The organism is Ruegeria sp. TASC047, from assembly GCF_059612445.1.
In genome coordinates this window covers 78,162-101,734 of sequence record NZ_JBXWQP010000056.1, presented here as the reverse complement: position 1 = coordinate 101,734, position 23,573 = coordinate 78,162, and the positions used below count along the sequence as shown (strand labels likewise).

At 55.8% G+C, this 23,573-nt stretch carries 21 protein-coding genes; 13 read left to right on the top strand and 8 right to left on the bottom strand.

All coding sequences use genetic code 11. The features are described from left to right. Nucleotides 1–193: hypothetical protein (locus AC2FLO_RS21185; RefSeq protein ID WP_496754255.1), on the bottom strand; the 193-nt coding region annotated here is incomplete at its 3' end. 322 nt (nt 194–515) lie between these two features. On the opposite strand from AC2FLO_RS21185, the gene AC2FLO_RS21180 reads away from it, so the two are divergent. The 3 genes from AC2FLO_RS21180 to AC2FLO_RS21170 all read left to right on the top strand — a co-directional run bounded on the left by AC2FLO_RS21180 (nt 516) and on the right by AC2FLO_RS21170 (nt 2,897). Continuing rightward, complete coding sequence (locus tag AC2FLO_RS21180) at nt 516–1,040, top strand: RNA polymerase sigma factor (RefSeq protein ID WP_480920667.1); 525 nt, start codon at nt 516–518, stop codon at nt 1,038–1,040. After that, nucleotides 1,037–1,774, top strand: a complete 738-nt coding sequence (locus AC2FLO_RS21175; RefSeq protein WP_496754254.1) for an anti-sigma factor family protein — start codon at nt 1,037–1,039, stop codon at nt 1,772–1,774. Before AC2FLO_RS21180 ends, AC2FLO_RS21175 begins: the two co-directional genes overlap by 4 nt. 64 nt (nt 1,775–1,838) lie before the next feature. Further along, nucleotides 1,839–2,897, top strand: a complete 1,059-nt coding sequence (locus tag AC2FLO_RS21170) for a helix-turn-helix domain-containing protein (protein ID WP_496804057.1) — start codon at nt 1,839–1,841, stop codon at nt 2,895–2,897. Nucleotides 2,898–2,940: 43 nt separating this feature from the next. On the opposite strand, the gene AC2FLO_RS21165 is transcribed toward AC2FLO_RS21170, so the two are convergent. The 5 genes from AC2FLO_RS21165 to AC2FLO_RS21145 form a co-directional block, all read right to left on the bottom strand. Next, nucleotides 2,941–4,245, bottom strand: a complete 1,305-nt coding sequence (locus AC2FLO_RS21165) for a UDP-glucose dehydrogenase family protein (protein ID WP_496754251.1) — start codon at nt 4,243–4,245, stop codon at nt 2,941–2,943. Nucleotides 4,246–4,626: 381 nt separating this feature from the next. Then, nucleotides 4,627–5,691: a DUF2793 domain-containing protein gene (locus AC2FLO_RS21160; protein WP_496754257.1), complete on the bottom strand. Its 1,065-nt coding sequence runs from the start codon at nt 5,689–5,691 to the stop codon at nt 4,627–4,629. Nucleotides 5,692–5,865: 174 nt separating this feature from the next. Further along, a complete protein-coding gene (locus AC2FLO_RS21155) occupies nt 5,866–7,305 on the bottom strand; it encodes a mannose-1-phosphate guanylyltransferase/mannose-6-phosphate isomerase (RefSeq protein WP_496754249.1) in 1,440 nt (479 codons plus the stop codon). A gap of 69 nt (nt 7,306–7,374) precedes the next feature. Beyond that, nucleotides 7,375–8,268, bottom strand: coding sequence for a UTP--glucose-1-phosphate uridylyltransferase (locus AC2FLO_RS21150; RefSeq protein WP_480773620.1), 894 nt, complete (start codon nt 8,266–8,268; stop codon nt 7,375–7,377). Between the two features lie 643 nt (nt 8,269–8,911). Next, nucleotides 8,912–10,147, bottom strand: coding sequence for a lytic murein transglycosylase (locus AC2FLO_RS21145; protein ID WP_496754247.1), 1,236 nt, complete (start codon nt 10,145–10,147; stop codon nt 8,912–8,914). A 233-nt stretch (nt 10,148–10,380) separates the two neighbouring features. Here AC2FLO_RS21145 and AC2FLO_RS21140 point away from each other — a divergent pair, with 233 nt between their 5' ends. Genes AC2FLO_RS21140 through AC2FLO_RS21125 form a run of 4 tightly spaced genes read left to right on the top strand, consistent with a single transcriptional unit; the run spans nt 10,381 to nt 14,327 of the window. After that, complete coding sequence (locus AC2FLO_RS21140) at nt 10,381–11,292, top strand: cytochrome ubiquinol oxidase subunit II (RefSeq protein WP_496804056.1); 912 nt, start codon at nt 10,381–10,383, stop codon at nt 11,290–11,292. Then, nucleotides 11,289–13,379: a cbb3-type cytochrome c oxidase subunit I gene (locus AC2FLO_RS21135; protein ID WP_496811748.1), complete on the top strand. Its 2,091-nt coding sequence runs from the start codon at nt 11,289–11,291 to the stop codon at nt 13,377–13,379. The genes AC2FLO_RS21140 and AC2FLO_RS21135 overlap by 4 nt, the downstream gene beginning before the upstream one ends. Further along, nucleotides 13,376–14,008 (top strand): cytochrome c oxidase subunit 3, encoded by a 633-nt coding sequence (locus AC2FLO_RS21130; protein ID WP_496754243.1) that lies wholly within the window; start codon nt 13,376–13,378, stop codon nt 14,006–14,008. The genes AC2FLO_RS21135 and AC2FLO_RS21130 overlap by 4 nt, the downstream gene beginning before the upstream one ends. After that, entirely contained in the window at nt 14,001–14,327 is a 327-nt protein-coding gene (locus AC2FLO_RS21125) for a cytochrome o ubiquinol oxidase subunit IV (RefSeq protein ID WP_267366734.1), read from the top strand. The genes AC2FLO_RS21130 and AC2FLO_RS21125 overlap by 8 nt, the downstream gene beginning before the upstream one ends. Before the next feature lie 73 nt (nt 14,328–14,400). Here AC2FLO_RS21125 and hutC read toward each other — a convergent pair whose 3' ends face one another. Then, nucleotides 14,401–15,102, bottom strand: a complete 702-nt coding sequence (hutC, locus tag AC2FLO_RS21120; RefSeq protein WP_496754240.1) for a histidine utilization transcriptional repressor HutC — start codon at nt 15,100–15,102, stop codon at nt 14,401–14,403. 67 nt (nt 15,103–15,169) lie between these two features. Between hutC and AC2FLO_RS21115 the strand changes: the two genes are divergently transcribed. Then, nucleotides 15,170–15,718, top strand: coding sequence for a HutD/Ves family protein (locus AC2FLO_RS21115; protein ID WP_496754239.1), 549 nt, complete (start codon nt 15,170–15,172; stop codon nt 15,716–15,718). Here AC2FLO_RS21115 and AC2FLO_RS21110 read toward each other — a convergent pair. Continuing rightward, complete coding sequence (locus tag AC2FLO_RS21110; protein WP_496754238.1) at nt 15,715–17,079, bottom strand: formimidoylglutamate deiminase; 1,365 nt, start codon at nt 17,077–17,079, stop codon at nt 15,715–15,717. The two genes, AC2FLO_RS21115 and AC2FLO_RS21110, sit on opposite strands and share 4 nt — an antisense overlap. Nucleotides 17,080–17,161: 82 nt before the next feature. Here AC2FLO_RS21110 and hutI point away from each other — a divergent pair, with 82 nt between their 5' ends. From hutI to nadA, 5 genes are all read left to right on the top strand, one after another. After that, nucleotides 17,162–18,370 carry an imidazolonepropionase gene (gene hutI / locus AC2FLO_RS21105; protein ID WP_496754236.1) on the top strand — a complete coding sequence of 403 codons (1,209 nt, stop codon included), beginning with the start codon at nt 17,162–17,164 and terminating at the stop codon, nt 18,368–18,370. Beyond that, nucleotides 18,367–19,905 carry a histidine ammonia-lyase gene (gene hutH, locus AC2FLO_RS21100; RefSeq protein WP_496754235.1) on the top strand — a complete coding sequence of 513 codons (1,539 nt, stop codon included), beginning with the start codon at nt 18,367–18,369 and terminating at the stop codon, nt 19,903–19,905. The genes hutI and hutH overlap by 4 nt, the downstream gene beginning before the upstream one ends. Further along, nucleotides 19,902–20,696: an N-formylglutamate deformylase gene (hutG, locus tag AC2FLO_RS21095; protein WP_496754234.1), complete on the top strand. Its 795-nt coding sequence runs from the start codon at nt 19,902–19,904 to the stop codon at nt 20,694–20,696. Before hutH ends, hutG begins: the two co-directional genes overlap by 4 nt. Next, nucleotides 20,693–22,375, top strand: coding sequence for a urocanate hydratase (gene hutU / locus AC2FLO_RS21090; RefSeq protein WP_496754232.1), 1,683 nt, complete (start codon nt 20,693–20,695; stop codon nt 22,373–22,375). Before hutG ends, hutU begins: the two co-directional genes overlap by 4 nt. A 142-nt stretch (nt 22,376–22,517) precedes the next feature. Then, a complete protein-coding gene (gene nadA, locus AC2FLO_RS21085) occupies nt 22,518–23,567 on the top strand; it encodes a quinolinate synthase NadA (protein WP_496754230.1) in 1,050 nt (349 codons plus the stop codon). The last annotated feature ends 6 nt before the right edge of the window (nt 23,568–23,573 follow it).

Sequence of the window (23,573 nt, the reverse complement as noted above, 5' to 3'; positions counted from 1 at the left end):
CGTAAAGCCCGCCCTGCGCATAAAAGCTCTCACCGACAAGCCGGCCCATATAGCCCGATCGCCACTTGTTCCAGGCGTGCTTCATCATTGCGTTCTCCAAATCCGTGAAACGGTGCGCACGCCCAGATACCCCATATCCCGCCGCGCCTAAAGGGCTGATGCTACCCTGCGGCAGACCAACCCATCCCAACATCCAAACACGCTAAATAAGACCTCACCACCAAACCCGCAACCAAAACCAAAAAACTCAATCAATCCAATACCGCAATTGAACGGCTATCGTGTTTTGGAACACCATGTCTTTGGTCGAAACCAAAACAACTGTCGCAAATGGCCGGTATCCAATACCCAACCGGTTGCTGAAATAGGCGCTGCAACAATTACAGACGCAAACGTGACTGCGTTGAACAGGAGTTTCGTTTCAATTCACTTCTAAATATGGCAATTCTGCCCTTGCGGGTCCGGTCCGCGATTGAGAAACACAAGCAGGTCATGATCATTCGATGAGAGCTGAGATGACTTCTGAACAAGCCGTCCGCGATGCGGTTCAGACGCATTCGAAGCGTGTCTGGCGGTTTGCGCTGGCATTATCGGGTGCCTCGGATGTAGCTGACGATTTGTTGCAGGCCACATGTTTGCGCGCGCTTGAACGACATCATCAGGTGACGTCGCACAATCGTCTGGACAGCTGGTTGATGACAATCTGCCGGTCGATCTGGCTGAATAAGCTGCGTTCGCGGTCGGTTCGACGCGCGCAGGCGCTGTCGGTGACCCCCGAAGCGGATCTGGTTGCAACGGGACCGGATACAGAAACGAATATTTTCGCGGCTGAAGTGTTTACTCAAGTGATGCAGTTGCCTGAGGCACAGCGCGAAGCGGTAATGCTCGTCTTCGTTGAGGGGTACAGTTACCGCGAAGCCGCTGCCTTGTTGGAGGTTCCAATTGGCACGATCATGAGCCGGCTTTCGAATGCCCGGCAGAAACTTAAAACCGTGATGCGGATTGATGCAGCGGACACCGCGCGACGGAGTGGCAAATGAAGTTTTCCGACGAGACGCTAATAGCGTATCTGGAAGGCAGCCTGGACGAGGCTCAGACCCGCGCCATTGAGGCTGCGGTTGAAGATGATGCTACGCTGGAACATCGTCTGATGGCGCTGGATCCGTTTGCGCCTGTTGTTCGGGATATTTTTGAGAACCTGCCCGCTGAAGCGCCGAAGGTGGACCTGCCGGAAAAAACGACTAGGCCCGCCAATAACGGGTTTCTGCGTCTTGTTGCGGTGGCGGCCAGCGCGGCATTTGCAGCCGTCGCCGTAACATTCTGGGCCACCCGGCCAGCAGATTTAAGCTGGGCCCAGCAGGCCGCGATCTATCAATCACTTTACGTGCCGGAAACGATTGCATCGCTGGACAGTTCGGACGCGTCGCTGGCCAAGCAATTTGCAATGGCCGAAGCCGAACTGGGACGAACGCTGAATCAGGAAACACTTGAAGCGTTGCCAGGGCTGGAGCTGAAGCGGGCGCAGGTTCTTTCCTTCAAAGGCAAGCCCTTGATCCAAGTGGTTTTTGCCGATGATCAGGGTCGACCACTTGCCTTCTGTGTCATTCGCCAAGGACCGAATGCCCCAAATACCGAAGTCCAACAAACGGTGTTGAGCGGTTTGGCAACTGCAAAGTGGGAGCAGGGCGGTTATGGATATATGCTGTTGGGCAGTTCCCCACAGACGGATTTAAGCAACGAACTGGAAGTGTTGACCCTCACATTCTCGGGCTGATGGAAAACCCTTGTGAACTGTTGCAAATGCCCGAAGAATGCCGGGTATGACGTCGAAGAAAACCATGCCCCTTCCAGAAGACGAGTTCGATGATCTTGGCCCAGCCAGCATCTATGATGGCGATCCGGCAGAAGAGGATGACCCTTGGTTTTTGCCTCCGGACCAGGACGTGGAGGAAGACTTCTTTCTGCCTGGTCCCCGATCATCGCAGCGCCCGTTATTCGATCCGCGCGATTGGCATTCGGCACAATCAGAACTGTCGGCAGAGCTTGCTGAACTTGCCCTGACCTTTGGTGCTCTGGACGAGAGGCTGCGTTCGGGGCCTGAGGGGTGGACGCACCGTTTGGCACTTATGGAAACGTCCGATCTGGGGTGGTGGACAGGGGATCGGGTCAGCGTGGACCGCCTGGCTTTGTGGACGGGTCTGAGGATAGGCGCGACCCACGATGACGTGCAGGCGCTGTTTCGGGCAGGTTGGGCCGTACGCCGTCTGAGCTCAGGCGCAGGCCCTGCTAGTGGCGGGTGGGAAAGTGGGTTGACCGCGTTTCTTGACCGTCTGGCTCAGGGCTCTGATGCGACGCCCGAAGCGATCGTTGATCTGGCCGAAGTCATGCAGAATGCGGAAAGGCTGCACCCGGTGACACAATCGGCGATCGCGTTTCATGCTTGGCGAGCTATATCGCAGGGCGTCGGACAAGACACCGAGGCGGCAATTATCGCTGCGCGGCACGCGGCTTCGATGGGGCGGGGCGGCGCAATGTTCATGCCTCTGGCGTTGTCTGGTCCGGGTGCGTTGCGCGGAACGGGTCGGCCAACGGACAAGTTGGGGTCTTGGATACAGGGCGCCGGGCAAGCGGTTCTTGCGGCTTTGCTGCACCTCGACAGGATCAGTGTCTGGGAGGGCAAGGCCCGCGACGCGACGCTGGATCTGAGCGGCCGCACCCCACCGCGTCTGATTGATGCTCTGGCGGCGTGGCCAATGGTCTCGGCCCCGCTTGCGGAAGACTTGACCAATTCTTCGCGCGCGGCGGTTCAGCGGAATTTCGACCTGTTCACCCGGAGAGGTCTGGTGCGTGAAGTCACGGGCCAAGGCCGTTACCGGGTCTGGACTGCTGCATTATGATCCGTCAACTACTCGAAAAATAGACGCCGCGGGGCGCACGCTTTCAGCGCCCAACACCGACATAGGTGTCGAACCCTGATTTCAGCGCCGTAGTTTTCGAGTAGATGTTGCGCAGGTCAACCATCCTGGCGGTGTTCATAGATGCTGCAATTTCGGAAAGGTTCAGCGCGCGGAACTCATTCCATTCCGTCAGCAGCACAACAACATCCGCGCCCTGCGAGGCGATATACGGATCGTCGCACCATTCGACGCCCGGCAAAAGCGCCTCCCCTTCAGATTTTCCCTGTGGGTCAACAACACGCACCTTTGCGCCTCCGCCTATCAGGGCGGGGACGATGGACAGTGATGGCGCGTCGCGCATATCGTCCGTATTGGGTTTGAACGTGACACCCAGAACCGCCACGGTTTTGCCGTTGAAATGATCGCCACATGCGTCACGAATCTTCTCGATCATCCGTTTCTTGATTTCGTCATTCACGCGGATGACGGTCTCGGTGATTTGCATCGGATGCGCGTGGTCCTGCCCGATCCTGGCCAACGCGGCCGTATCTTTTGGAAAACATGAACCACCGTAGCCAGGTCCTGCATGCAGGAATTTGTTGCCAATCCGCCCGTCAAGGCCAATGCCACGCGATACTTCTTTGACATCCGCACCAACTTTTTCGCATAGCCCGGCGATTTCATTGATGAAGGTAATTTTGGTTGCTAGAAACGCGTTGGCGGCGTATTTTATCATCTCGGCGCTTTCCAGATCGGTGGTCAGGATCGGGAAGTCGCGCAGGTAAAGAGGGCGGTAAATTTCTGCCATCACCTCGGCAGCGCGGTCATTTTCGACGCCGACCACAACGCGGTCCGGGCGCATGAAATCGTCTATTGCCGCGCCTTCGCGAAGGAATTCAGGGTTCGAAGCCACGTCAAATTCGGCCTGGGGGTTGGCAGCCTTGACTGTTTCCTGCACTTTTCTGTTTGTTCCGACGGGCACAGTCGATTTTGTGACGATAACGGTATACCCGGTGACAGCCTTAGCGATTTCTTCCGCCGCTGCCATCACATAGGTCAGATCCGCGTGGCCGTCTCCACGCCGGGTTGGCGTTCCAACTGCAATAAAGATAGCATCCGCGCCGTCCACTGCGGCTGCAAGATTGGTTGTGAAGCTCAGGCGGCCAGCCGCGACGTTTCGCGCCATCAGCACGTCCAGACCCGGTTCATAAATAGGCACCTGTCCGGCTTTGAGCATATCGATCTTCTGCTCAGCCTTATCAACGCAAATCACATCATGACCGAAGTCCGAGAAACACACACCGGAAACAAGGCCCACATACCCGGTGCCGATCATTGCAATGCGCATCTGCCAAATCCTTTTTTACCAATTACTATCAACGGCGCGGGCACAATCGAAGAATCCAGCGCCGGTTTCAATGATTTACAGGTATGGTTGCTGAGTTCCCATGTTTTCTTGTTGTTTTTGAGGCAATATGCGCGGGAACAGAGTTTTTACAATCCGTCGTGCTGCGCAGAACTTGTTAAATCACGTCCATTGTCAGCTGAAAAGATACAATTCTGGGCATGGATCAGTAATAAACAGCCACTAGCCGGGCGGTGTTGCGTCGCCCACTTTTCGCCCGGAGCAAGGCGGCTGTAGCGGGTCCAATGGAATTGGCGATTGCTAAATAAATAGGCCGACGATGCAAAAAAACCGCCCGAACCACAGTTCAGGCGGCAGCTGTGCTCAGAACCAGCGCCCTATGGCGATGACACTTGGTGAAAAAGCCGCTGTATCCGAAGTTACGGAGAGGGCTTTGCACGTGGCTTGAGTGTTTCCGGGCATATCAAACCCGATGAAACGATTATTTGCTCCAGCGCTGCCACTAACGCTTGGCGCAGAGGAAAATGGCGCTGGGTAGTTCCACGTCATTGCAGTGCTTGCGAACAATACGCCTTCAACGGCCGTGCATGCGACAGGAAGCAACGCGGCGGTGCAGATCAGGGTTCCATCGGCAAAACGTGTAAATTCGCCATTGGTGTTACTTCCGCGCTCTATGACCGCACCGGTTGGTATACCGCCAACTTCTGATACCGACCCCAGAAGGTTACCCGGCCCATAACCGTAGTCGGCACGCATCAAGCGACCCGAAGTGGTATCTGTCGCATCGCCCTGAACAGCCGCACCAGCCGCTGTTCCGGTCGCGGGGTCAAAAGTCAGAGCTTCGGTCCAGGTACCTCCGTCAGGGGACACTTTGATTGAAAACCCCGTACTTCCGGATAACCCCATTTCAGCGTGACCGGTCCAGTTCGACTGAAACACCAGCGATGCTGTATCGCTGGCACCCGCCTTGTTGATCTTCAGCTGATGCCCGCCGCCCTCATGGCTCAGAAGCGTGGCCGGGCTTCGGACAGACAAGCGATTCGTAGCGTCCGAACTTGTTGCCACCCCAATACCATTCAGGTTCTGAGTATTGACGGGCAAGGGCAGCCAGTCAGACCCATTCCAGAACTTCAGTTCACCAGTGGCCTCGTCCCAGGCACGCCAGCCCGAATATGGGGTCAAGAAATGCCAGGTGTTGTCCAGCCATGCGGCAAGCTCTCCTGCATGTCCGGCCCAGTCCCCAGTAGGGGTGACGCCCAGAGCATAGACATCGCCCTTCTCGGGGACAACGGGCGGGGTGCTGGCATTGGTTGTCTGCACTGTTAACTGAACGACCAGATCAAGTTGTCGCAGTGCCTCGTTGTGGGTGACGTGCTTTTGAGCCTGCGAAGGTTGTAGAAAAGGCAGGCGCAATCTGGGTGAGGTCATTGACACGAGGGTCCTCCTGTGGCTGTCGGTCCGAAAGTCGGTTGCGCGCCACTCTGCCGTAAGGCGCGTCAATCCCGTCTGACCTGGCCGACCGCACAGGAAATAATCTGTTAACTTGAGTATCCCCGGGGACAAGCCGACCCGAGTATGGCCTATAGAGAACTATGTCGCCGCTTAGTCCCGGGCATAAATGTCTTCATATCGAATAATGTCATCTTCGCCTAAATAGGTGCCGGTCTGCACTTCGATCAAAACCATGGGCACTTTGCCAGGGTTTTCCATCCGGTGCACGGCGCCCAGCGGGATATAGACAGACTGGTTTTCGCTGACCAACCGTTCCTTATCATCGACTGTGACCTTGGCGGTGCCCTCAACCACAATCCAATGCTCGGACCGATGGTGATGGGACTGCAGGCTGAGCGAAGCGCCAGGATGTACATGGATTCGTTTGACCTGAAATCTGTCACCGATCACGAGGCTCTCAAACCAGCCCCAGGGGCGGTGATCTATCGGAAGCGTATCTGCCTGTTTGGCCCCTTTTGCCTTTAAGGCAGCGACAGCCTGCTTGACGTCCTGGGCTTTGTCCATGCTAGCAACCAGCACAGCATCCGGCATCGCAACTGCGATAATGTTCTCAAGCCCCATTGCCACCACTTCCTGAGCTGGCGATTCTGATCGTATCAGAACGTTGCAGCAGTCGATTGTGGTTACTTCCCCATTTGTCGCGGTGCCGTTTTCATCAGGGTTTGACAATTCTTGAACAGCCGTCCAACTTCCAACATCCGACCAACCTGCGGAATACGGAACCACGCTAAGGTTGGGGGCTTTTTCCATGACCGCATAGTCGATCGAGACGTCATCGACGTCAGCCCAAGCCGAAGGGTCCAATCTCAGGAACCCCAAATCTGCCTTTGCGCTGTCGACGGCCTTTTGGACAGGTGCAACAAGGGTGCTTGCGTATTTTTCATATGCTGCAACGATGTCACGTACCGCAAACAGGAAGATGCCGGAATTCCACAGGTAACTGCCATCTTTTACCATCGCCTGCGCGGCTTCCAAATCCGGTTTCTCCACGAACCGATCCAGGCGAACTGCACCCCCGGACGCGTCTGGGGCGTCGTTCAGCTTTAAGTAGCCATACCCGGTTTCGGGCCGAGTGGGCGTGATGCCAAATGTCACCAGATCGCTTCGTTCGGCAATTGCGCGCACGCCTGTGGCGACGGCCTGATGAAAAGCGGCCTTGTTTGGAAGCACATGATCTGAAGGCGCGACCAGCATGATGGCATCCGGATCACGTGAGGCAAGGTACAACGCAGCCGCCAGTACGGCAGGGGCCGTGTTTCGCCCTTCAGGCTCAATCAGAATCGGACCGGGGTCGATCCTAATAGCGGTCAGCTGTTCAGGTACAATAAACCGAAAGGCTTCGTTGGTTAGAACCAGTGGTTTGGCATAGGGCGTATGCGAGGGTCCAAGCATCCTGTCGGCACAATCTTGTAAAAGACTGGTTTTGCCGACAAGTGGAACGAATTGCTTGGGATAGCTTTTGCGCGACAGGGGCCACAAACGCGTTCCTGAACCACCACACAGGATGACTGGATAGACCGTACTGTTCATACAAGTGCCCCTGAATTGCTGATTACCAACGATATTGTTCAATTTTTCGTGGAATGGGAGATTCCGCGGCTACTGGGCCGCTTTTCCAGTTGCCACAATGTCATTCAGATATTGGCTCAGATCATCACGCAGGTCGTCACGGGCAAGGGCAAAGGAAACTGTCGCTTGCAGAAAACCGGATTTTGAACCGCAATCGAAACGCTGCCCGTCGAACTTGTAGCCAAAAACGGGCACGCCGGATGCGATATCTTCGGCGATTGCATCAGTCAGTTGGATTTCACCACCGCTTCCGGTTTTCATTGCGTTCAGGTTGTTCAATACGGAAGGTCGAAGAATATAGCGCCCGATAACCGCCAGATTGGATGGCGCTTTTGAGGGTTCGGGTTTTTCGACCATGCTCCTGGCCGGAATGACCGGGCCGATACTGTCGACGACATCCAGCACGCCGTACGAACTGGTCTTTTCTGGTGAAACTTCCATCGTTGCCACCATGTTGCCGCCCGTTTCCTCATAGGCTTCAACCATTTGTTGCAGACATGGTTTATCTGCAGCAATCACATCGTCAGGCAGCATTACGGCGAAAGGTTCATCGCCTATCAAACGGCGTGCACACCATACAGCATGCCCCAACCCCAGGGCTTTGTGTTGGCGGATATAGGCAATCGCGCCGCTTTCCATATTCGTCTTGTTCAAGATATCGAGAAGCTTGTTTTTGCCCTTGGCCATTAGTTCCTGTTCGAGGACAAGGTTGTGGTCAAAGTAATCTTCAAGCGCGGATTTTCCACGAGAAGTCACAAAGATGAACTCTTTTATACCAGCGGCGCGGGCTTCATCGATTGCATATTGCACCAGCGGGCGATCCACCAACGTCATGATCTCTTTCGGAACAGATTTGGTTGCCGGCAAAAACCGGGTTCCCATTCCCGCCACTGGAAAAACTGCTTTGGTGACTTTGCGTGTCATGGTGCCTCTCAAAACAAAACTTGGCCGGAAAAGCAGAAAACATCCGGAATGTCCTCTTAGTCTTCAAAACCGCGTCAATCAATCATGCCCGGTGTGCCGGCCGTTATTGACCAAATCGTGCCACCTCGGTCCAGATGAGTCAAAAGCCGACTCCGGTGTTTCCTGTATACAAGGCCTGAACCACAGTTCCCAGAGACCCTTCCGCTATAACTCTGTGCCAAAAATCTGACGACGATTTGTCGTTCACGGAAAGTTGATATGTTTGGAGCAGCGTCGGTTGTCTTGAAAAACTCCCGGACGGAGTCCTGCATATTTTCTTTGGATGGGCATAGCGCCTTGTTATGACGAGTAGTTTAGGACTGCGCGGCCGAAAAGAATTTAGATGGCAGGGACTGTGCAACTGAAATTAACACGGCTCACTTAGTCGCAAGCTGCGTCAAGTAACGTGTCTTTAGGGCACAAGTAACCCGTCGGCAAACATCCGAGCTTCTTGGAAATACATGATCTGATGCATCAAGTCCGTTTTCGAATGGGCAACAATATGGCCGGAACCGCAAAGATTAGTGATAATGGCGGTCTGTTGCGACTGGCGATAAGATGCTCAAGCAAGTCGCGAGGGACCGTTCAACGCATGCTTGGTGCCTTATCGGACCAGTTTCGTTGTCATCGAGGTTTCGGGAAAACAGGTAGGTGCAACACCCATCGCTTCTTGCCATCTGCCTATTGATCGGCGGGTTTTGAAACCTGGCAAGCCGTCAACGCCTCCGACATCGTATCCCAAGCTTTCCAGCGCGCCCTGCATCTTTGCTATGTCAGAACGGTACAAGCCACCGACCTTGCCCCATTGCCCCTTGAAATCGCCGCTTCCAAATTGGATTCTGTCACCGACGTGGCCGACGAACAAAGCATAAAGATCGCTTTTGTTGTATTCCTTCAAAACGTAAAAATTCGGAGTGACCAGAAAAGCAGGACCAAATCGTCCTGCCGGCATCATCAGGTAACCTGCCCCCTTCAACTCGTGGGCTGGAAAAGGTTTGCCCGAGACCCGGTTTATGCCCATCGCTTCCCATTGCTGGATTGACTGCCCCTGATCAGGTCCTTCCAATGCACATGAAACGGTTGCCGGCAAAGACACTTCGAAACCCCAGTCACGCCCGGCGATCCAGCCGTGCTGTTTCAGGTAGTTGCCAATCGATGTGATTGTATCATCGGATGACCCCCAGATATCGACCTGTCCATCGCCGTTGCCATCTGCGGCGTAAGCCAAATAGCTTGATGGCATGAATTGGGGTTGTCCTAACGCGCCTGCCCAACTGCTTTTCATTTGCCGGGCTGGCAGGGGTCCTGCTTCCGCGATTTGCAGAGCCGCGATAAGCTCGGCCGTGAAGTAGTCCGCGCGCGTGCTCATAAATGCCTTGGTCGACAAAACCCTGAACGCATCATGGCGGATCGGCACCTGCCCATAGCCGCTTTCTCTGCCCCAGATTGCCAGAATGATACGAGCAGGAACGCCCGTTTGACGTTCGACTTTGGCAAGCACGGCAGAGTGTTGTCTCGCCATCCTGCGCCCGATAGACGTTGCGCCCTGAATTGACCCCGGATTGAAATACCGGCTGGGCGATCCAAACTCGGCTTGTTTTTGCGCCTTGGGCGTTTTGCGTTTATGTCCGGGGGGAACCAGATCAGGCAGGTCCCAGTTCAGAGTAACACCGGAAAACGCCTGTTGCAGTGTGTTGCGCGAAACACCTTTGGCCTGCGCCAGCGGCCAGATCGTCTCCAACAACCACGACTGAAACTGGCGTTCAATTGCTGCACGATCCTGTGCCAGTGCGGTCTGGGACAGAATGATCAATCCTAGAGTGAACAGCAAAATACGCATTGACGATTTATCTGTCCCGACTGGCCTTGCAAGTCAACGGGAAGATGCCGCGCAACCCGTCGCTCTTTACACCCAAAGTTGAAAGAAAATTGAGGATGGCAATCCCCGGTTCGGAAAACTCTTGAGAAATTTCACCCGCTTGCCGATAGTTGCATGGGATTGAGATGAGGAGAGGACAGTCAGCTGTGGCACAAGTCATTTCGTCCAATCCATCCTTGCTCAGGCTTGTCGTTATGCTCCTGTTGATCGCTTCGGCGCAACCAGCTTTGGCCAGCGACAGCTTTATGGACCCGCAAGGCCCAATAGCGGCAGTTCAGAAAACGCATTTGCTTCGGGCGACCGTATTGATCCTGCTGGCCGTTATCCCGGTATTGGTGCTGGTCCCGATAATAGCGTTTCGGTATCGCCGCCGAAGCAACCGCATTGCGCCCTACGCGCCGGATTGGGATTTCTCGGCCAAGCTGGAATTTGTCATGTGGGGTGTGCCTGTCATAATCGTGGCCTTGCTGTCTTTTTATCTTTGGAAGGCGACGCATCGGCTTGACCCGTATTCGGCACCGTTTGGTGAAGATCCGGCGCTGCCGGTTCAGGTTGTCGGTCTGGATTGGAAGTGGCTGTTTCTGTACCCCGATCTTGGGGTCGCCACTGTGGGAGAGTTCGGAATTCCGACAAAGCGGCAAGTTGCATTGACGCTGACAACCGATACCGTGATGCAGTCGTTTATGATACCCGCGCTGGCCGGACAGATTTATGCGATGCCGGGCATGACCACCCAGTTACATCTTGTCGCGGATGCGCCGGAAGTGATGCAGGGTGAAAACACTCAGTACAACGGACGGGGCTTTACCAAGCAGAAGTTCCGCACCATCGCAATGAGTGATGAGGATTTCGACGCTTGGGTCGAAAAAGTGCGTAACAACAGCATCCAACTAGATGTGGCAACTTATCGGAAACTGGCCATGCGGACAGACAGGGATGAAGTTCAGGCCGCTTTGGGAACATCTCGGATGCCGGATGATGCGCTCTACTTCACAATAGAAGACGATCTGTTCCGGAATATCCTGAGCCGCTACCACAGCGGTCAGCCGCTGCCCATCGATCTACAGCCTGGAACTGCAACATTTGGGCAGGAGGCGCAAAAATGACGCCAACCGAGACAGGTTTCTTCGGGCGCCTGAGTTGGGACGCTTTTCCGATTGCCGGGTTGATCCAGAACCCAAATACTAATGAGATCGTGGCCAATACAGCCGCAGCTGTTGTGATTATTGGCGCTGTGGTTGTCGTAGGATTGCTGAGCTGGTTTCGTTTGTGGACACCCCTGTGGCGCGATTGGCTGACCAGCGTCGATCACAAAAAGATCGGTATCATGTATATCGTCTTTGCCATCGTGATGCTGGCACGCGGTGTGCTTGAAGGCGTTGTCATGCGCGCGCAGCAGGCTTCCGGGCCCGGCGACGGTTTCCTCGAAGCCGAACATTTTGCTGAGCTTTTCAGCACTCACGGCACAATCATGGTCTTCTTTGTTGCCGTTCCCTTTGTCTTTGGTGTTGCGAATTACATTGTCCCGCTGATGATCGGTGCGCGCGATGTGGCGTTCCCGCGACTAAACCAGATTAGTCTGGGCCTTACGGTTTCGTCAGGCATGATGCTGATGGTGTCGCTGGTGATTGGAGAGTTTTCGACCGGCGGCTGGACAGCCTATCCACCGTATACCGGCGCAGCGTTCAATCCCGGTGTTGGACCGGATTATTGGATCTGTTCCATCGTTGTTTCGGGCATTGGCACCTCGCTGACGGGTATCAATTTTGCCGTTACGATCTACAAGTTGCGCGCGCCGGGCATGACGTTCATGCGGCTGCCGATGTATTGCTGGACGATCATTTGCAGTTCGATCCTGATCGTCTTTGCCATGCCGCCTTTGGGTGTCGCCGCGCTGATGCTTGCCGCTGATCGCTATCTTGATTTCCACTTTTTCACAAACGACCTCGGTGGCAACATGATGAACTATGCCAATCTGTTTTGGCTGTTCGGCCACCCCGAGGTTTACCTGCTGGTTTTGCCTGCTTATGGCATCTATTCCGAGGTGTTTGCGACCTTCTCGGCCAAACGGCTTTATGGCTACAACTCGCTTGTTATTGCGACCATGTCGATCGCAGTGTTGTCGTTCACGGTCTGGCTGCACCACTTTTTTACCATGGGTCAAAGCGCGCTGATCAACGCGGTGTTTGGTATTGCGACCATGCTGATTGCCATCCCAACCGGCGTGAAAGTCTATGACTGGATGGCGACGTTGTGGCGGGGGCGCATTCGGTTTTCGGTGCCGATGCTCTATGGGCTGTCATTTTTGATGCTGTTTGCCATCGGTGGGCTGAGCGGCGTGATCCTGGCAAACCCAACCGTAGATTACCAGGTTCACAATACGCTGTTTTTGGTGGCTCACTTCCACAACGCGTTATTGCCCGGCGTGTTGTTCGGATTGTTGGCGGCATACAATTACTGGTTCCCCAAGGCCTTTGGATTCCGACTGAACGAATTCTGGGGCCGGGTTTCTGCCTTTTGCTGGACCGGGGGGTTTTTGCTGACATTCATGCCGCTCTATTTCGTCGGGCTGTTGGGCATGCCACGCCGCTCTTTCAGCTATAGCGATCCGTCTTTCCACCCTTTCATGATCGTGGCCATCATCGGAGCGATAGTTATTACCTGTGGATTGTTCTCGGTCCTGATCCAGCTATGGGTCAGCATTCGTGACCGCGACCAAACCCGCGTTCCTGTTGGGGATCCCTGGGATGGTCGCACATTGGAATGGACTATCCCTTCACCGCCTCCTGCGTACAACTTTGCGATCATCCCCAAGGTTAGGGATCGGGATGAATTCACGGCACAGAAGGCAAAAGGAACGGCCTATCCAACACCAGACGCTTATGAAGATATCGAACTGCCCCGAAACACGGGAATTGGCTTTGTCCTGTGTGTTCTCAGCGGCATATGGATGTTTGCGCTGGTCTGGTGGATCTGGTGGCTTGCCGCGATAATGACGGTTTTGATGATCCTTGCGGTGATCATCTGGACATTTGATGACAGTACAGAACTCACCATCCCCGCGGAAGAGGTGCGAAGGGATCACGAAGCTTGGTTGGCGTTGGTCCACAGCGAAGCGGCGGTTGATCGCGACTCTGAAACTTCTTCGGAAAACCGCGGCCTTGCCCGCCCGGATCTGGAGGTGGCGACATGAAGCGCGCGCCCACTCACAGTTATCCCGGTATCAATCTTGGAGAACATCACGCCAGTGCCCACAAGGCGACCGAGGTTGCCACCTTTGGGTTCTGGGTCTTCTTGATGAGCGATCTGGTTTATTTCGGCCTGATGTTCGCGATTTACATAACAATGATCGATGCACAGGCAGGTGGTCCCGGCCCGCACGAGTTGTTTGATCTGAAAAGTGTTTTTGCGCAAACCCTGATACTGCTGACCAGCAGCCTGACAGTGGGTCTTGCCATGCTGGCGCTGAAGTACAATCTGCCGCGCGGTCGCATTGTCTTGTGGTTTGGCGTCACTCTTGCGCTGGGGCTTGGTTTTCTGGTGCTGGAAGTGCGTGACTTCATGGCCATGGCGGAAAAAGGCGGCATTCCGCAGCGCAGCGGTTTTTTGTCAGCCTTTTTTGGGTTGGTCCCGCTTCATGGTCTGCACGTTGCGACTGGATGCCTTTGGCTGATCGTTTTGGGTATCCAGCTACGCGTCAAGGGCATGACGGATGTGGTTATCTCGCGCGTGGTGCGACTGGCGTTGTTCTGGCATTTTCTCGATCTGATCTGGATTGGGATCATTACCATCGTGTATTTCGGAGGTCTGACCTATGGATAAGCGCTCTGAAATGCATCGTCGCGAGCGTCGGCGCTATGTGATCGGGTATGGTGGCTCGCTTTTGCTGACCTTGGCGATGTTTGGCGTGGCGCAGGTTTATGGGATTGAAACGGTTGGGGTTTACCTGACCATCGGGTTGCTTGGATTGGCACAGCTTGTGTTGCAGCTTGTCTACTTCCTGCATATCGACCGTCGGCGCAGCAGCCGCGAAGATCTGCATCTGGTGCTGTTTTCGACACTGGTTCTGATGATAATGATCCTTGGCACCGTCTGGGTTCTGGGCAGTCTGGCCGCCCGAATGCACATGCACTTGATGTAGTGCGTATTTGAAACAAGCGGGGTAGCGGATCGAGATTTGGCTTTCGGCAGGACCACCAATAGCGGAAAAAGCCTCAGTAGGTTGTCCGCATTTGATACCCCTGATGAAAGGTCATGCGTACAAAGGTGACCGGGGTTTTTCGAAACCACGTTGTCCGCTCCAACTGGAATAAAGGTGTTCCGGGCGGAACAGAAAGAAAGTCCTGAAGCGGACCGGTTGCCGGAACAGCCGAGAAGGCAATTTCGGCGTTCGAAAAAGGAACTTCGGCCAGCAACCATTCGTTTGGACCGGTGGTCAGAAAGTCCTCATTCATGACGTGCGGTACCGCAGCTGTATTGATCCATCGTTCCTCGTACTGGAAGGGGCGATTGTCGGCATGGTGCATACAGCGCAAATGCAGAATTTGCGTGCCCTCGGGCAGTCCGAGTTTGGCTTGTAGCCATGCCGGACAATCTACCAGCGTACGGCTGACCAACGCATACCGGTATTCTGCATTCATGTCTTCAATGGTTTGACGGACTACTGCAATGGGCAGCCTGGCCTGTTTGACCGGTGTTGTAACCACACGTGTGCCGCCTTTGCGTTTGCGTGTGACAATACCCTGATCAGCGAGTTCACGCAGAGCGCGATTGACAGTTGCGCGAGCACAACCGAATTCGGCGGCAAGCTCCAGTTCGGTAGGCAGCAAGCTGCCTTGCGGCCAGATTCTGGTCTGGATGCGATTTAAAACTTCATCGCGGACATCTTGGAAGCCGGTGTTTTTCTGCCCGTTCACATTGTGCTCACTATTTTTTTCGAACTTATTAGTATTATGTCTATGTTAACGGTGAGATGCAAAGAATTTGACCCAGAACCTTATAAGATTGCAGGATTGCGCGGTTACGCCTTGGGCCAATGGTGGCGGTGTAACAACCGAACTTGCCGCGAAGCGGGTCGGCGAGCACGTCGTCTGGCGTATCAGTGTGGCCCGGATCGATCGGGATGGGCCATTTTCCCGATTTCCAGGCATGGCGCGTGTACACACGATCATCGAAGGCGCCGGGCTTGACTTGCTCGGTGATAGTGGCGTTTTACCAGCGCGACCATTCCTGCCGGTTTCGTTCGACGGAGCGCTCGCGCTGAATGCGCGGCTGTTAGGCGGGCCGTGTCGTGCGTTCAATGCGATCTACGATCCAAAGGTCGTCGTTATGGTAGTGAATGTTTTTGCAAGTGATCAGGAATTCGAAGCGACAGCGGGCGAGGTTATCTTTGTCGCCTCAGGAATGGCCCACATGTCAGACAAAACGCAGCTGGTTGCCGGAGACGCAATGACGCTGAACGCCGCTGTTACGATCAGTCCGGCTGCAGGCGCTAAGATCCTTCGCGTGTGTTTCGGCAAAGCCCCGATCTAAAGCTCAGCAAGAAGCCCACATATTGCCTGTTTGTAGTTGTTCGCGACTTTGTCCCGCAGGACGTGACGCCCGTTTTGAACCTGGTGTCGGCCTGCGGACCAAAGATCAGTAACGACATTGTCTTTGGCGGCAAAGACTAAACCATCCAGCAACTGGTGGGGCTGTAGTGCACAAAGGGCAGGGGCCTGACTGTCGATGGCGACGAGATCAGCCAGCATTCCTTCGGTAATTTGCCCCGCATTGCGGCCAAGCGCCTGCGCGCCGCCCATAGCTGCGCCGCGATAAAGGGTTTGTCCGGCCGAGCCTTCGCCGACCACCATCACGTTACGTGACAGGTCGCGCAGTCGTTGCGAATATTCGAGTGTGCGGAGTTCTTCGGTCATAGAAATCAACACGTTGGAGTCCGATCCCACGCCAAAAGCGCCGCCTGCGCTCAGATAGACAGGGCCGTTGAAAGACCCGTCGCCCAGGTTGGCTTCTGTCACCGGGCACAGACCGGCAACGGCATTGCTATGGGCCATGGCGCGAGTCTCTTCGTCAGTCATGTGGGTGGCATGGATCAGGCACCAGTTGGAATCAACCGGGGCATTATCCAGCAGCCATTCGACCGGACGCGCGCCAAGGCCAGCCTGAACTTCCTCAACTTCTCTGGGTTGTTCGGCAATGTGAATATGAATTGGACCGGAACTTTGTGATGCCACCACTTGCGCCAGATCGCGCGGACAGGTGGCGCGCAAGGAGTGTGGCGCGATGCCGACGCGACAGTCGTCGGGAAGATTACCGAGCGCATCCCGCGCCTGCGCGACAAGTTCGCAAAAACGGTCCACATCATTTCCAAAGCGTCTCTGCCCCGCCTCCAGCGGTTTTTCCCCAACTCCTGCATAGCTGTAGAGCACGGGCAGATGGGTCAGGCCAATTCCGGTCTCGGCGGCGGCGGCCATGATACGGTCGCTGAGTTCGCAAATTCTGTCATAGGGTTGCCCGTTCGGTTGGTGGTGCAGGTAATGGAATTCACCGACCGAGGCGTATCCGGCCTCCTGCATCTCGACATAAACTTGCGCGGCGATGGCCTGAATGTGGTCAGGGTTCAGGTGGGCTGTGAAGCGATACATCAGATCGCGCCAAGTCCAGAAACTGTCACGGCCAGCCAGCCGATATTCGGTCATTCCCGCCATGGCGCGCTGAAAGGCATGGCTGTGAAGGTTGGCCAAAGCGGGCAGTAGAGTGTCGACGCGGGTGTCGCCGATTTGCGCGACAGCATTGGGTGTCAGTCGGGCAATGCGACCATTCTTGATCTCGAGTCGCAGATTCTCTGCCCAGCCGACTGCCAGAAAGGCCCGTTTTGCGAAAATGACCGTCATCCCTACCTCCGGTTTTATGAATAGACATATGCCATAAAGACCTGTACCAGAAAAGAGAGAATTGCACCGAAGAGGGATTCGAATGCAAACCCACGATCATCTGTTCACAGATCTGGACGCCGCGACCATGGTTGGTGCGGATGCATACGGATTGATCGAAGACGCGGCGATTGTCGTGCGTGGGGACCGGATCGCGTGGGTCGGTCCGAAGACGCAGTTGCCGGAAGAATACGCGACGTTCTCTCAAACCTTGCTGGACGGGCGGTTGGTGACGCCGGCTCTGATCGATTGCCATACCCATGTAGTGCATGGCGGCCACCGCGCAGCTGAGTTCGAGATGCGCCTTAACGGTGCCAGCTATGAAGAGGTGGCCCGCGCGGGCGGTGGTATTATTTCGACCGTGAAAGCCACGCGTGCGGCCAGTAAAGAGGATTTGATTGCGCAGGCCCTGCCGCGCGTGGACGCGATGATCGCCGAAGGGGTCTCGGTGATCGAGGTCAAATCGGGCTATGGGCTTGATCGTGAAACTGAGCTGACCATGCTGCGCGCCGCGCGGGCCCTGCAGGAAAGCCGCCCGGTGCGCATTGTGACCAGTTTTCTGGGCGCTCATGCTGTGCCCGCCGAGTATAAAGACCGGCCCGAGGCGTACATTGCAGAGATTTGCATTCCGACCCTTCGCGCGGCTCATGCCGAGGGTTTGGTAGACGCAGTGGACGCCTTTTGCGAAGGGATTGCCTTCCTGCCGGACCAACTGGTGCCACTGTTTGACGTTGCCAAGGAACTAGGACTGCCGGTCAAATTGCATGCCGAACAACTGTCCAACCTGGGTGGTGCGAAACTTGCTGCAAGCTTTAGTGCGCTGTCTGCCGACCATATCGAGTATCTGGACGAAAGCGGTATCAAAGCCATGGAAGCGGCAGGTACGGTGGCCGTGATACTGCCCGGAGCTTTCTACACCCTGCGCGAGACGCAACAACCGCCAATTGATCTGTTGCGCAAGTACGACGTGCCAATGGCCCTTGCGACCGACTGCAATCCGGGCTCGGCTCCGATGACATCGCTTTTGCTTGCGATGAACATGGGATGCACCTTGTTTCGAATGACCCCCGAGGAAGCGTTGAAAGGTGTCACTGTGAATGCCGCGCGTGCACTGGGCCTGAGAGACTGCGGCAGGATTGTTCAGGGCCTGCGGGCGGATCTGGCTGTCTGGAATGTCACTCACCCGGCCGAGCTTGCCTACCGCATCGGTTTTAATCCCCTTCACGTCCGCATATTCGGAGGCGCATTTTGACCACTTTGACGTTAACTCCCGGCACTGTCTCTCTGGCGCAGCTGGAACAGGTATTCCGCCAAGAATGCGCCGTTCGGCTGGACCCCGATTGCAGGCCTGCCATGGCCGCGGCACACGCTCGCATCATTGAGGCGGCGACTGGCGAAGCCGCCGTTTACGGGGTCAATACGGGCTTTGGAAAACTGGCAAGCGTCAAGATCGCGGCCGAGGATACCGCGACGCTGCAACGCAACCTGATCCTGTCCCATTGCTGTGGCGTCGGACCAGCGATCTCGCGTGCTATTGCGCGGCTCATGATGGTGCTCAAACTGCTCAGCCTCGGACGTGGCGCGTCGGGTGTGCGGTTGGAGCTGATTGACCTGCTGGAAGCGATGCTTGGCGCAGGGGTGACACCGGTAATCCCGGCACAGGGGTCTGTTGGTGCTTCGGGCGATCTGGCACCGCTGTCGCACATGGCAGCCGTCATGATGGGCGAGGGTGAGGCCGAGTTTGGCGGTACCCTCATGTCTGGCGGCGACGCGCTGGCAGCGGCAGGTTTGACCCCGGTCGAACTTGGTCCCAAGGAAGGTCTGGCGCTGATCAACGGTACTCAGTTTTCGACGGCGTTTGCGCTGGCGGGGCTTTTCGGCGCTTGGCGGGCGGCGCAAAGCGCTTTGGTCACTTCAGCCCTGACAACTGATGCGATCATGGGGTCTACCGCGCCTTTGCAACCCGAAATCCACGCCTTGCGTGGCCACAGGGGCCAGATCGAAGCAGGTGCAGCCATGCGCGCGCTACTGGCTGGGTCGGTCATTCGCGAAAGCCACCGGGACGGAGATACGCGGGTTCAGGACCCGTACTGCATCCGCTGCCAGCCGCAGGTTGTTGGTGCCGCGATGGATGTGCTGCGTCAGGCTTCGGTGACACTGGAAACCGAAGCCAACGCCGCCACCGATAACCCTCTGGTTCTGGCCGAGGCCGGGTTGATCGTATCAGGCGGAAACTTTCATGCAGAACCGGTCGGGTTTGCCGCCGACATGATTGCTCTGGCAGTGGCCGAGATCGGGGCGATTGCGCAGCGACGCATCGCGCTGATCGTCGATCCAGTGCTCAGCTTTGATTTGCCTCCCTTTTTGACACCCAACCCCGGTTTGAACTCTGGCCTGATGATTGCCGAAGTCACGACAGCCGCACTGATGAGCGAAAACAAGCATCTGGCCAATCCTTGCGTCACGGATTCAACACCAACTTCGGCCAATCAGGAAGATCACGTGTCAATGGCCGCCCATGGCGCGCGGCGGCTGGGGCAAATGGTGACCAATCTGGAACGTATCCTGGGGGTCGAGTTGCTGTGCGCAACGCAAGGGGTTGAATATCGCGCGCCGCTGCCAACCAGTGAAAGCCTTCAAGGTGTCATGGCGCGCCTGCGTTCGGTTGTACCGGCGTTGGAAGATGATAGGTACATGGCAAATGACATCGAAGCAGCCTCGGCCCTTATTGCAAGCGGTGAGATTTCCGATGGCACCGGTGTCGCCATGCCGGAGCTTGGCGCATGACTGATCCAGTCGAGGTAGTTCAGGGCGATAGTCCAATTGTTTTGGGCCTGCCTCACACGGGCACCTATGTGCCTGCGGCGATTGATGCCAAACTGAATGCACGGGGTCGGGCGCTGGCAGATACGGATTGGCACATCCACATGCTTTACGACGGGCTTTTGCCCGGTGCTACCACGGTTCGGGCCACCTTTCATCGCTATGTGATCGACGCCAACCGTGACCCAGGCGGTAATTCTCTTTACCCTGGACAGAACACGACGACCCTAGTTCCACTGACGGATTTCGACGGGCAGGACATCTGGGACATCCCTCCAACTGAAAAAGATATCATTGAACGGCGTGACGCATTTCATGCGCGATATCACGCCGCTTTGCTGGCCGAACTGGAGAGGGTGAAGGCGATCCACGGCATCGCTGTGCTGTATGATTGCCACTCAATCCGCAGCCGCATTCCTTTTCTGTTCGACGGTGTTTTGCCCGAAATGAACATTGGTACAAATAACGGGATGACCTGCGCATCGGAAATCGAAACAATTGCACATGAGTTCGCCGCTTCATCCCCTTACAGCACCGTTTTGAACGGGCGCTTCAAAGGCGGGTGGACGACACGCCACTACGGACATCCGGATAACAGTATTCACGCGATCCAGATGGAGCTGACGCAGTCGACCTACCTGACCTCAGAAATGCCGCCCTGGACTTTTGACACCGCCAAAGCCAACCGTCTCCGCCGTTGGTTGAAAGACATTCTAGACGTCCTCAATGACACAGCATTGGAGCTTGCCCGATGACCGATCCTCGCAAAAACACCCGTGACATCTTTCCGCCCACCGGACCTGAACTGAACGCCAAAAGTTGGATGACCGAAGCGCCGTTGCGGATGATGATGAATAATCTGCATCCGGACGTGGCCGAAAACCCGCATGAACTGGTGGTCTATGGCGGGATTGGCCGCGCGGCGCGGACGTGGAAGGATTTTGACACCATCGTTGCCAGCCTGAAGGATCTGGAAGAGGATGAAACGCTGATCGTCCAGTCCGGCAAGCCGGTTGCCATTGTTCGCACCCATAGCGATGCACCCCGCGTATTGATCGCTAACTCGAACCTTGTTCCGCACTGGGCCAATTGGGACCACTTCAACGAACTCGATAAGAAAGGTCTGATGATGTACGGCCAGATGACCGCTGGCTCGTGGATCTATATCGGTACACAGGGCATCGTGCAGGGCACTTATGAAACTTTTGCCGAGGCCGGGCGTCAGCACTATGGCGGCGACCTGACAGGTAAGTGGATTCTGACCGGGGGACTGGGTGGAATGGGCGGCGCGCAGCCTCTGGCCGCTGTCTTTGCAGGGGCTTGTTGTCTGGCCGTGGAATGCAACCCGGACAGCATCGACTTTCGCTTGCGTACAAAATACCTGGACGAAAAAGCCGAGACGCTGGACGAAGCGCTGGCAATGATTGATCGCTGGACGAAGGCGGGCGAAGCGAAATCCGTTGGTTTGTTGGGAAACGCTGCTGAAATCTTCCCGGAAATTTACGCTCGGATGCAAGCTGGCGGGATGCGCCCGGATATTGTCACGGATCAGACCAGTGCCCACGATCCGGTAAACGGCTACCTGCCGCTTGGTTGGACCATGGCGCAATGGAAAGACAAGCGCGAAAGTGACCCGAAGGCGGTCGAAAAGGCTGCACGTGCTTCGATGAAGCAACACGTCGCTGCAATGGTGGACTTCTGGAACGCGGGCGTGCCGACGTTGGATTACGGCAACAACATCCGACAGGTGGCTCAGGATGAGGGGTTGGAGAACGCTTTTGCCTTCCCCGGCTTCGTGCCCGCCTATATTCGCCCGCTGTTTTGTCGGGGTATCGGACCCTTCCGCTGGTGCGCGTTGTCCGGTGACCCTGAAGATATCTACAAGACAGACGCCAAGATGAAGGAACTGTTCCCCGACAATACCCATCTGCACAACTGGTTGGACATGGCGCAGGAGCGTATTGCGTTTCAGGGCCTGCCGGCGCGGATCTGTTGGATCGGGCTAGGAGATCGCCACAAGGCCGGGCTGGCGTTCAACGAGATGGTTAGAAACGGCGAATTGAAAGCTCCGGTCGTCATCGGCCGAGACCATCTTGACAGTGGTTCTGTCGCCTCACCTAACCGCGAAACCGAGGCGATGAAGGACGGTTCGGACGCTGTTTCAGACTGGCCGCTGCTGAATGCACTTGTCAATACGGCATCGGGTGCGACCTGGGTTTCGCTGCATCACGGCGGCGGCGTTGGCATGGGGTTCAGTCAGCATGCGGGCGTCGTCATCTGCGCAGACGGAACCGATGCCGCAGCCAAGCGATTGGAGAGGGTGCTCTGGAATGATCCCGCGTCGGGGGTTTGGCGTCATGCGGATGCCGGGTACGAGGACGCGAAAGCCTGCGCTCGTGAACACGGGCTGCGATTGCCGGGTATTTTGGGCTGATTCCCACGCCAACCTTTGTTTTGTCGGTTTGCCTTAGCGCTAACGTCACATTTTCCGGTTTCGAACCGGTACTGTTTCGGCTAGGGCTAAGCCGTTCAGCAACCCCGTGGGGTTGAAGGCAACTGACAAAGGTGGCTACCCGTTGCTCGATATTGCACATGTCCGCTCGGTGATTTCGGACGTTTATGACCTTGCCCCATCGGCCACACTGGCCAATGAGATGAAAGACACGTTTGCCCGCATGGATCGTGTGGTCAGCCCACCAGATTGGGCAATCTACGCGCCTTACGTGCGAGCCATCAATACGCTCAAGAAAGAGCGTAATGCCGTGATCCTTGGGCACAACTACATGACGCCCGAGATTTTTCACGGTGTATCCGATTTCGTTGGGGACAGTTTGCAGCTTGCGATCAAGGCCAGTGAAGTCGAAGAAGATGTGATTGTTCAGGCCGGTGTTCATTTCATGGCCGAGACATCAAAGATCCTCAGCCCTCAGAAGACTGTTCTGATGCCCGACATGGATGCCGGTTGTTCGTTGGCAGAATCGATCACCGCTGAGGGAATCGATGAAATGCGTGCCAAATACCCCGGCGCGCCGGTTGTGTCCTATGTAAACACCACTGCCGAAGTCAAAGCAGCCTCGGATATCTGCTGCACCTCTTCGAACGCACTTCAGATCGTGAACGCCATGGAAAGTGATACGGTCATCATGACGCCGGATCAGTACCTGGCGCAAAATGTTGCCAATCAAAGCCATAAGAACGTGGTGTATTGGCCTGGCTCTTGCATTGTGCATGAACAATACACGGCACAGGACCTGCGCGACTTCCGCGAATGGAACCCGGGAACACGGCTGATCGCGCATCCTGAATGCCCGCCGGATGTGGTGGCCGAGGCAGACTATTCCGGCTCGACCAGCGGCATCATCAAATACGTGCATGATGAAAAACCGAAAAAGGCGATGCTGATCACCGAGTGTTCGATGGCATCCAACATTGCCGATGAATTGCCCGAGGTCGAATTTGTCGGGCCATGCAACATGTGCCCGTATATGAAGAAAATCACGCTTGAAAAGATCCTCTACGCCCTGCATATGATGGAAGGGCAGGTCGAGGTCGCCGAAGATGTGGCTGAAAAGGCGCGCAAATCCGTTCAGGCGATGATTGATCTGTCCCGCAAGCTCGGCATTTGATCTGAA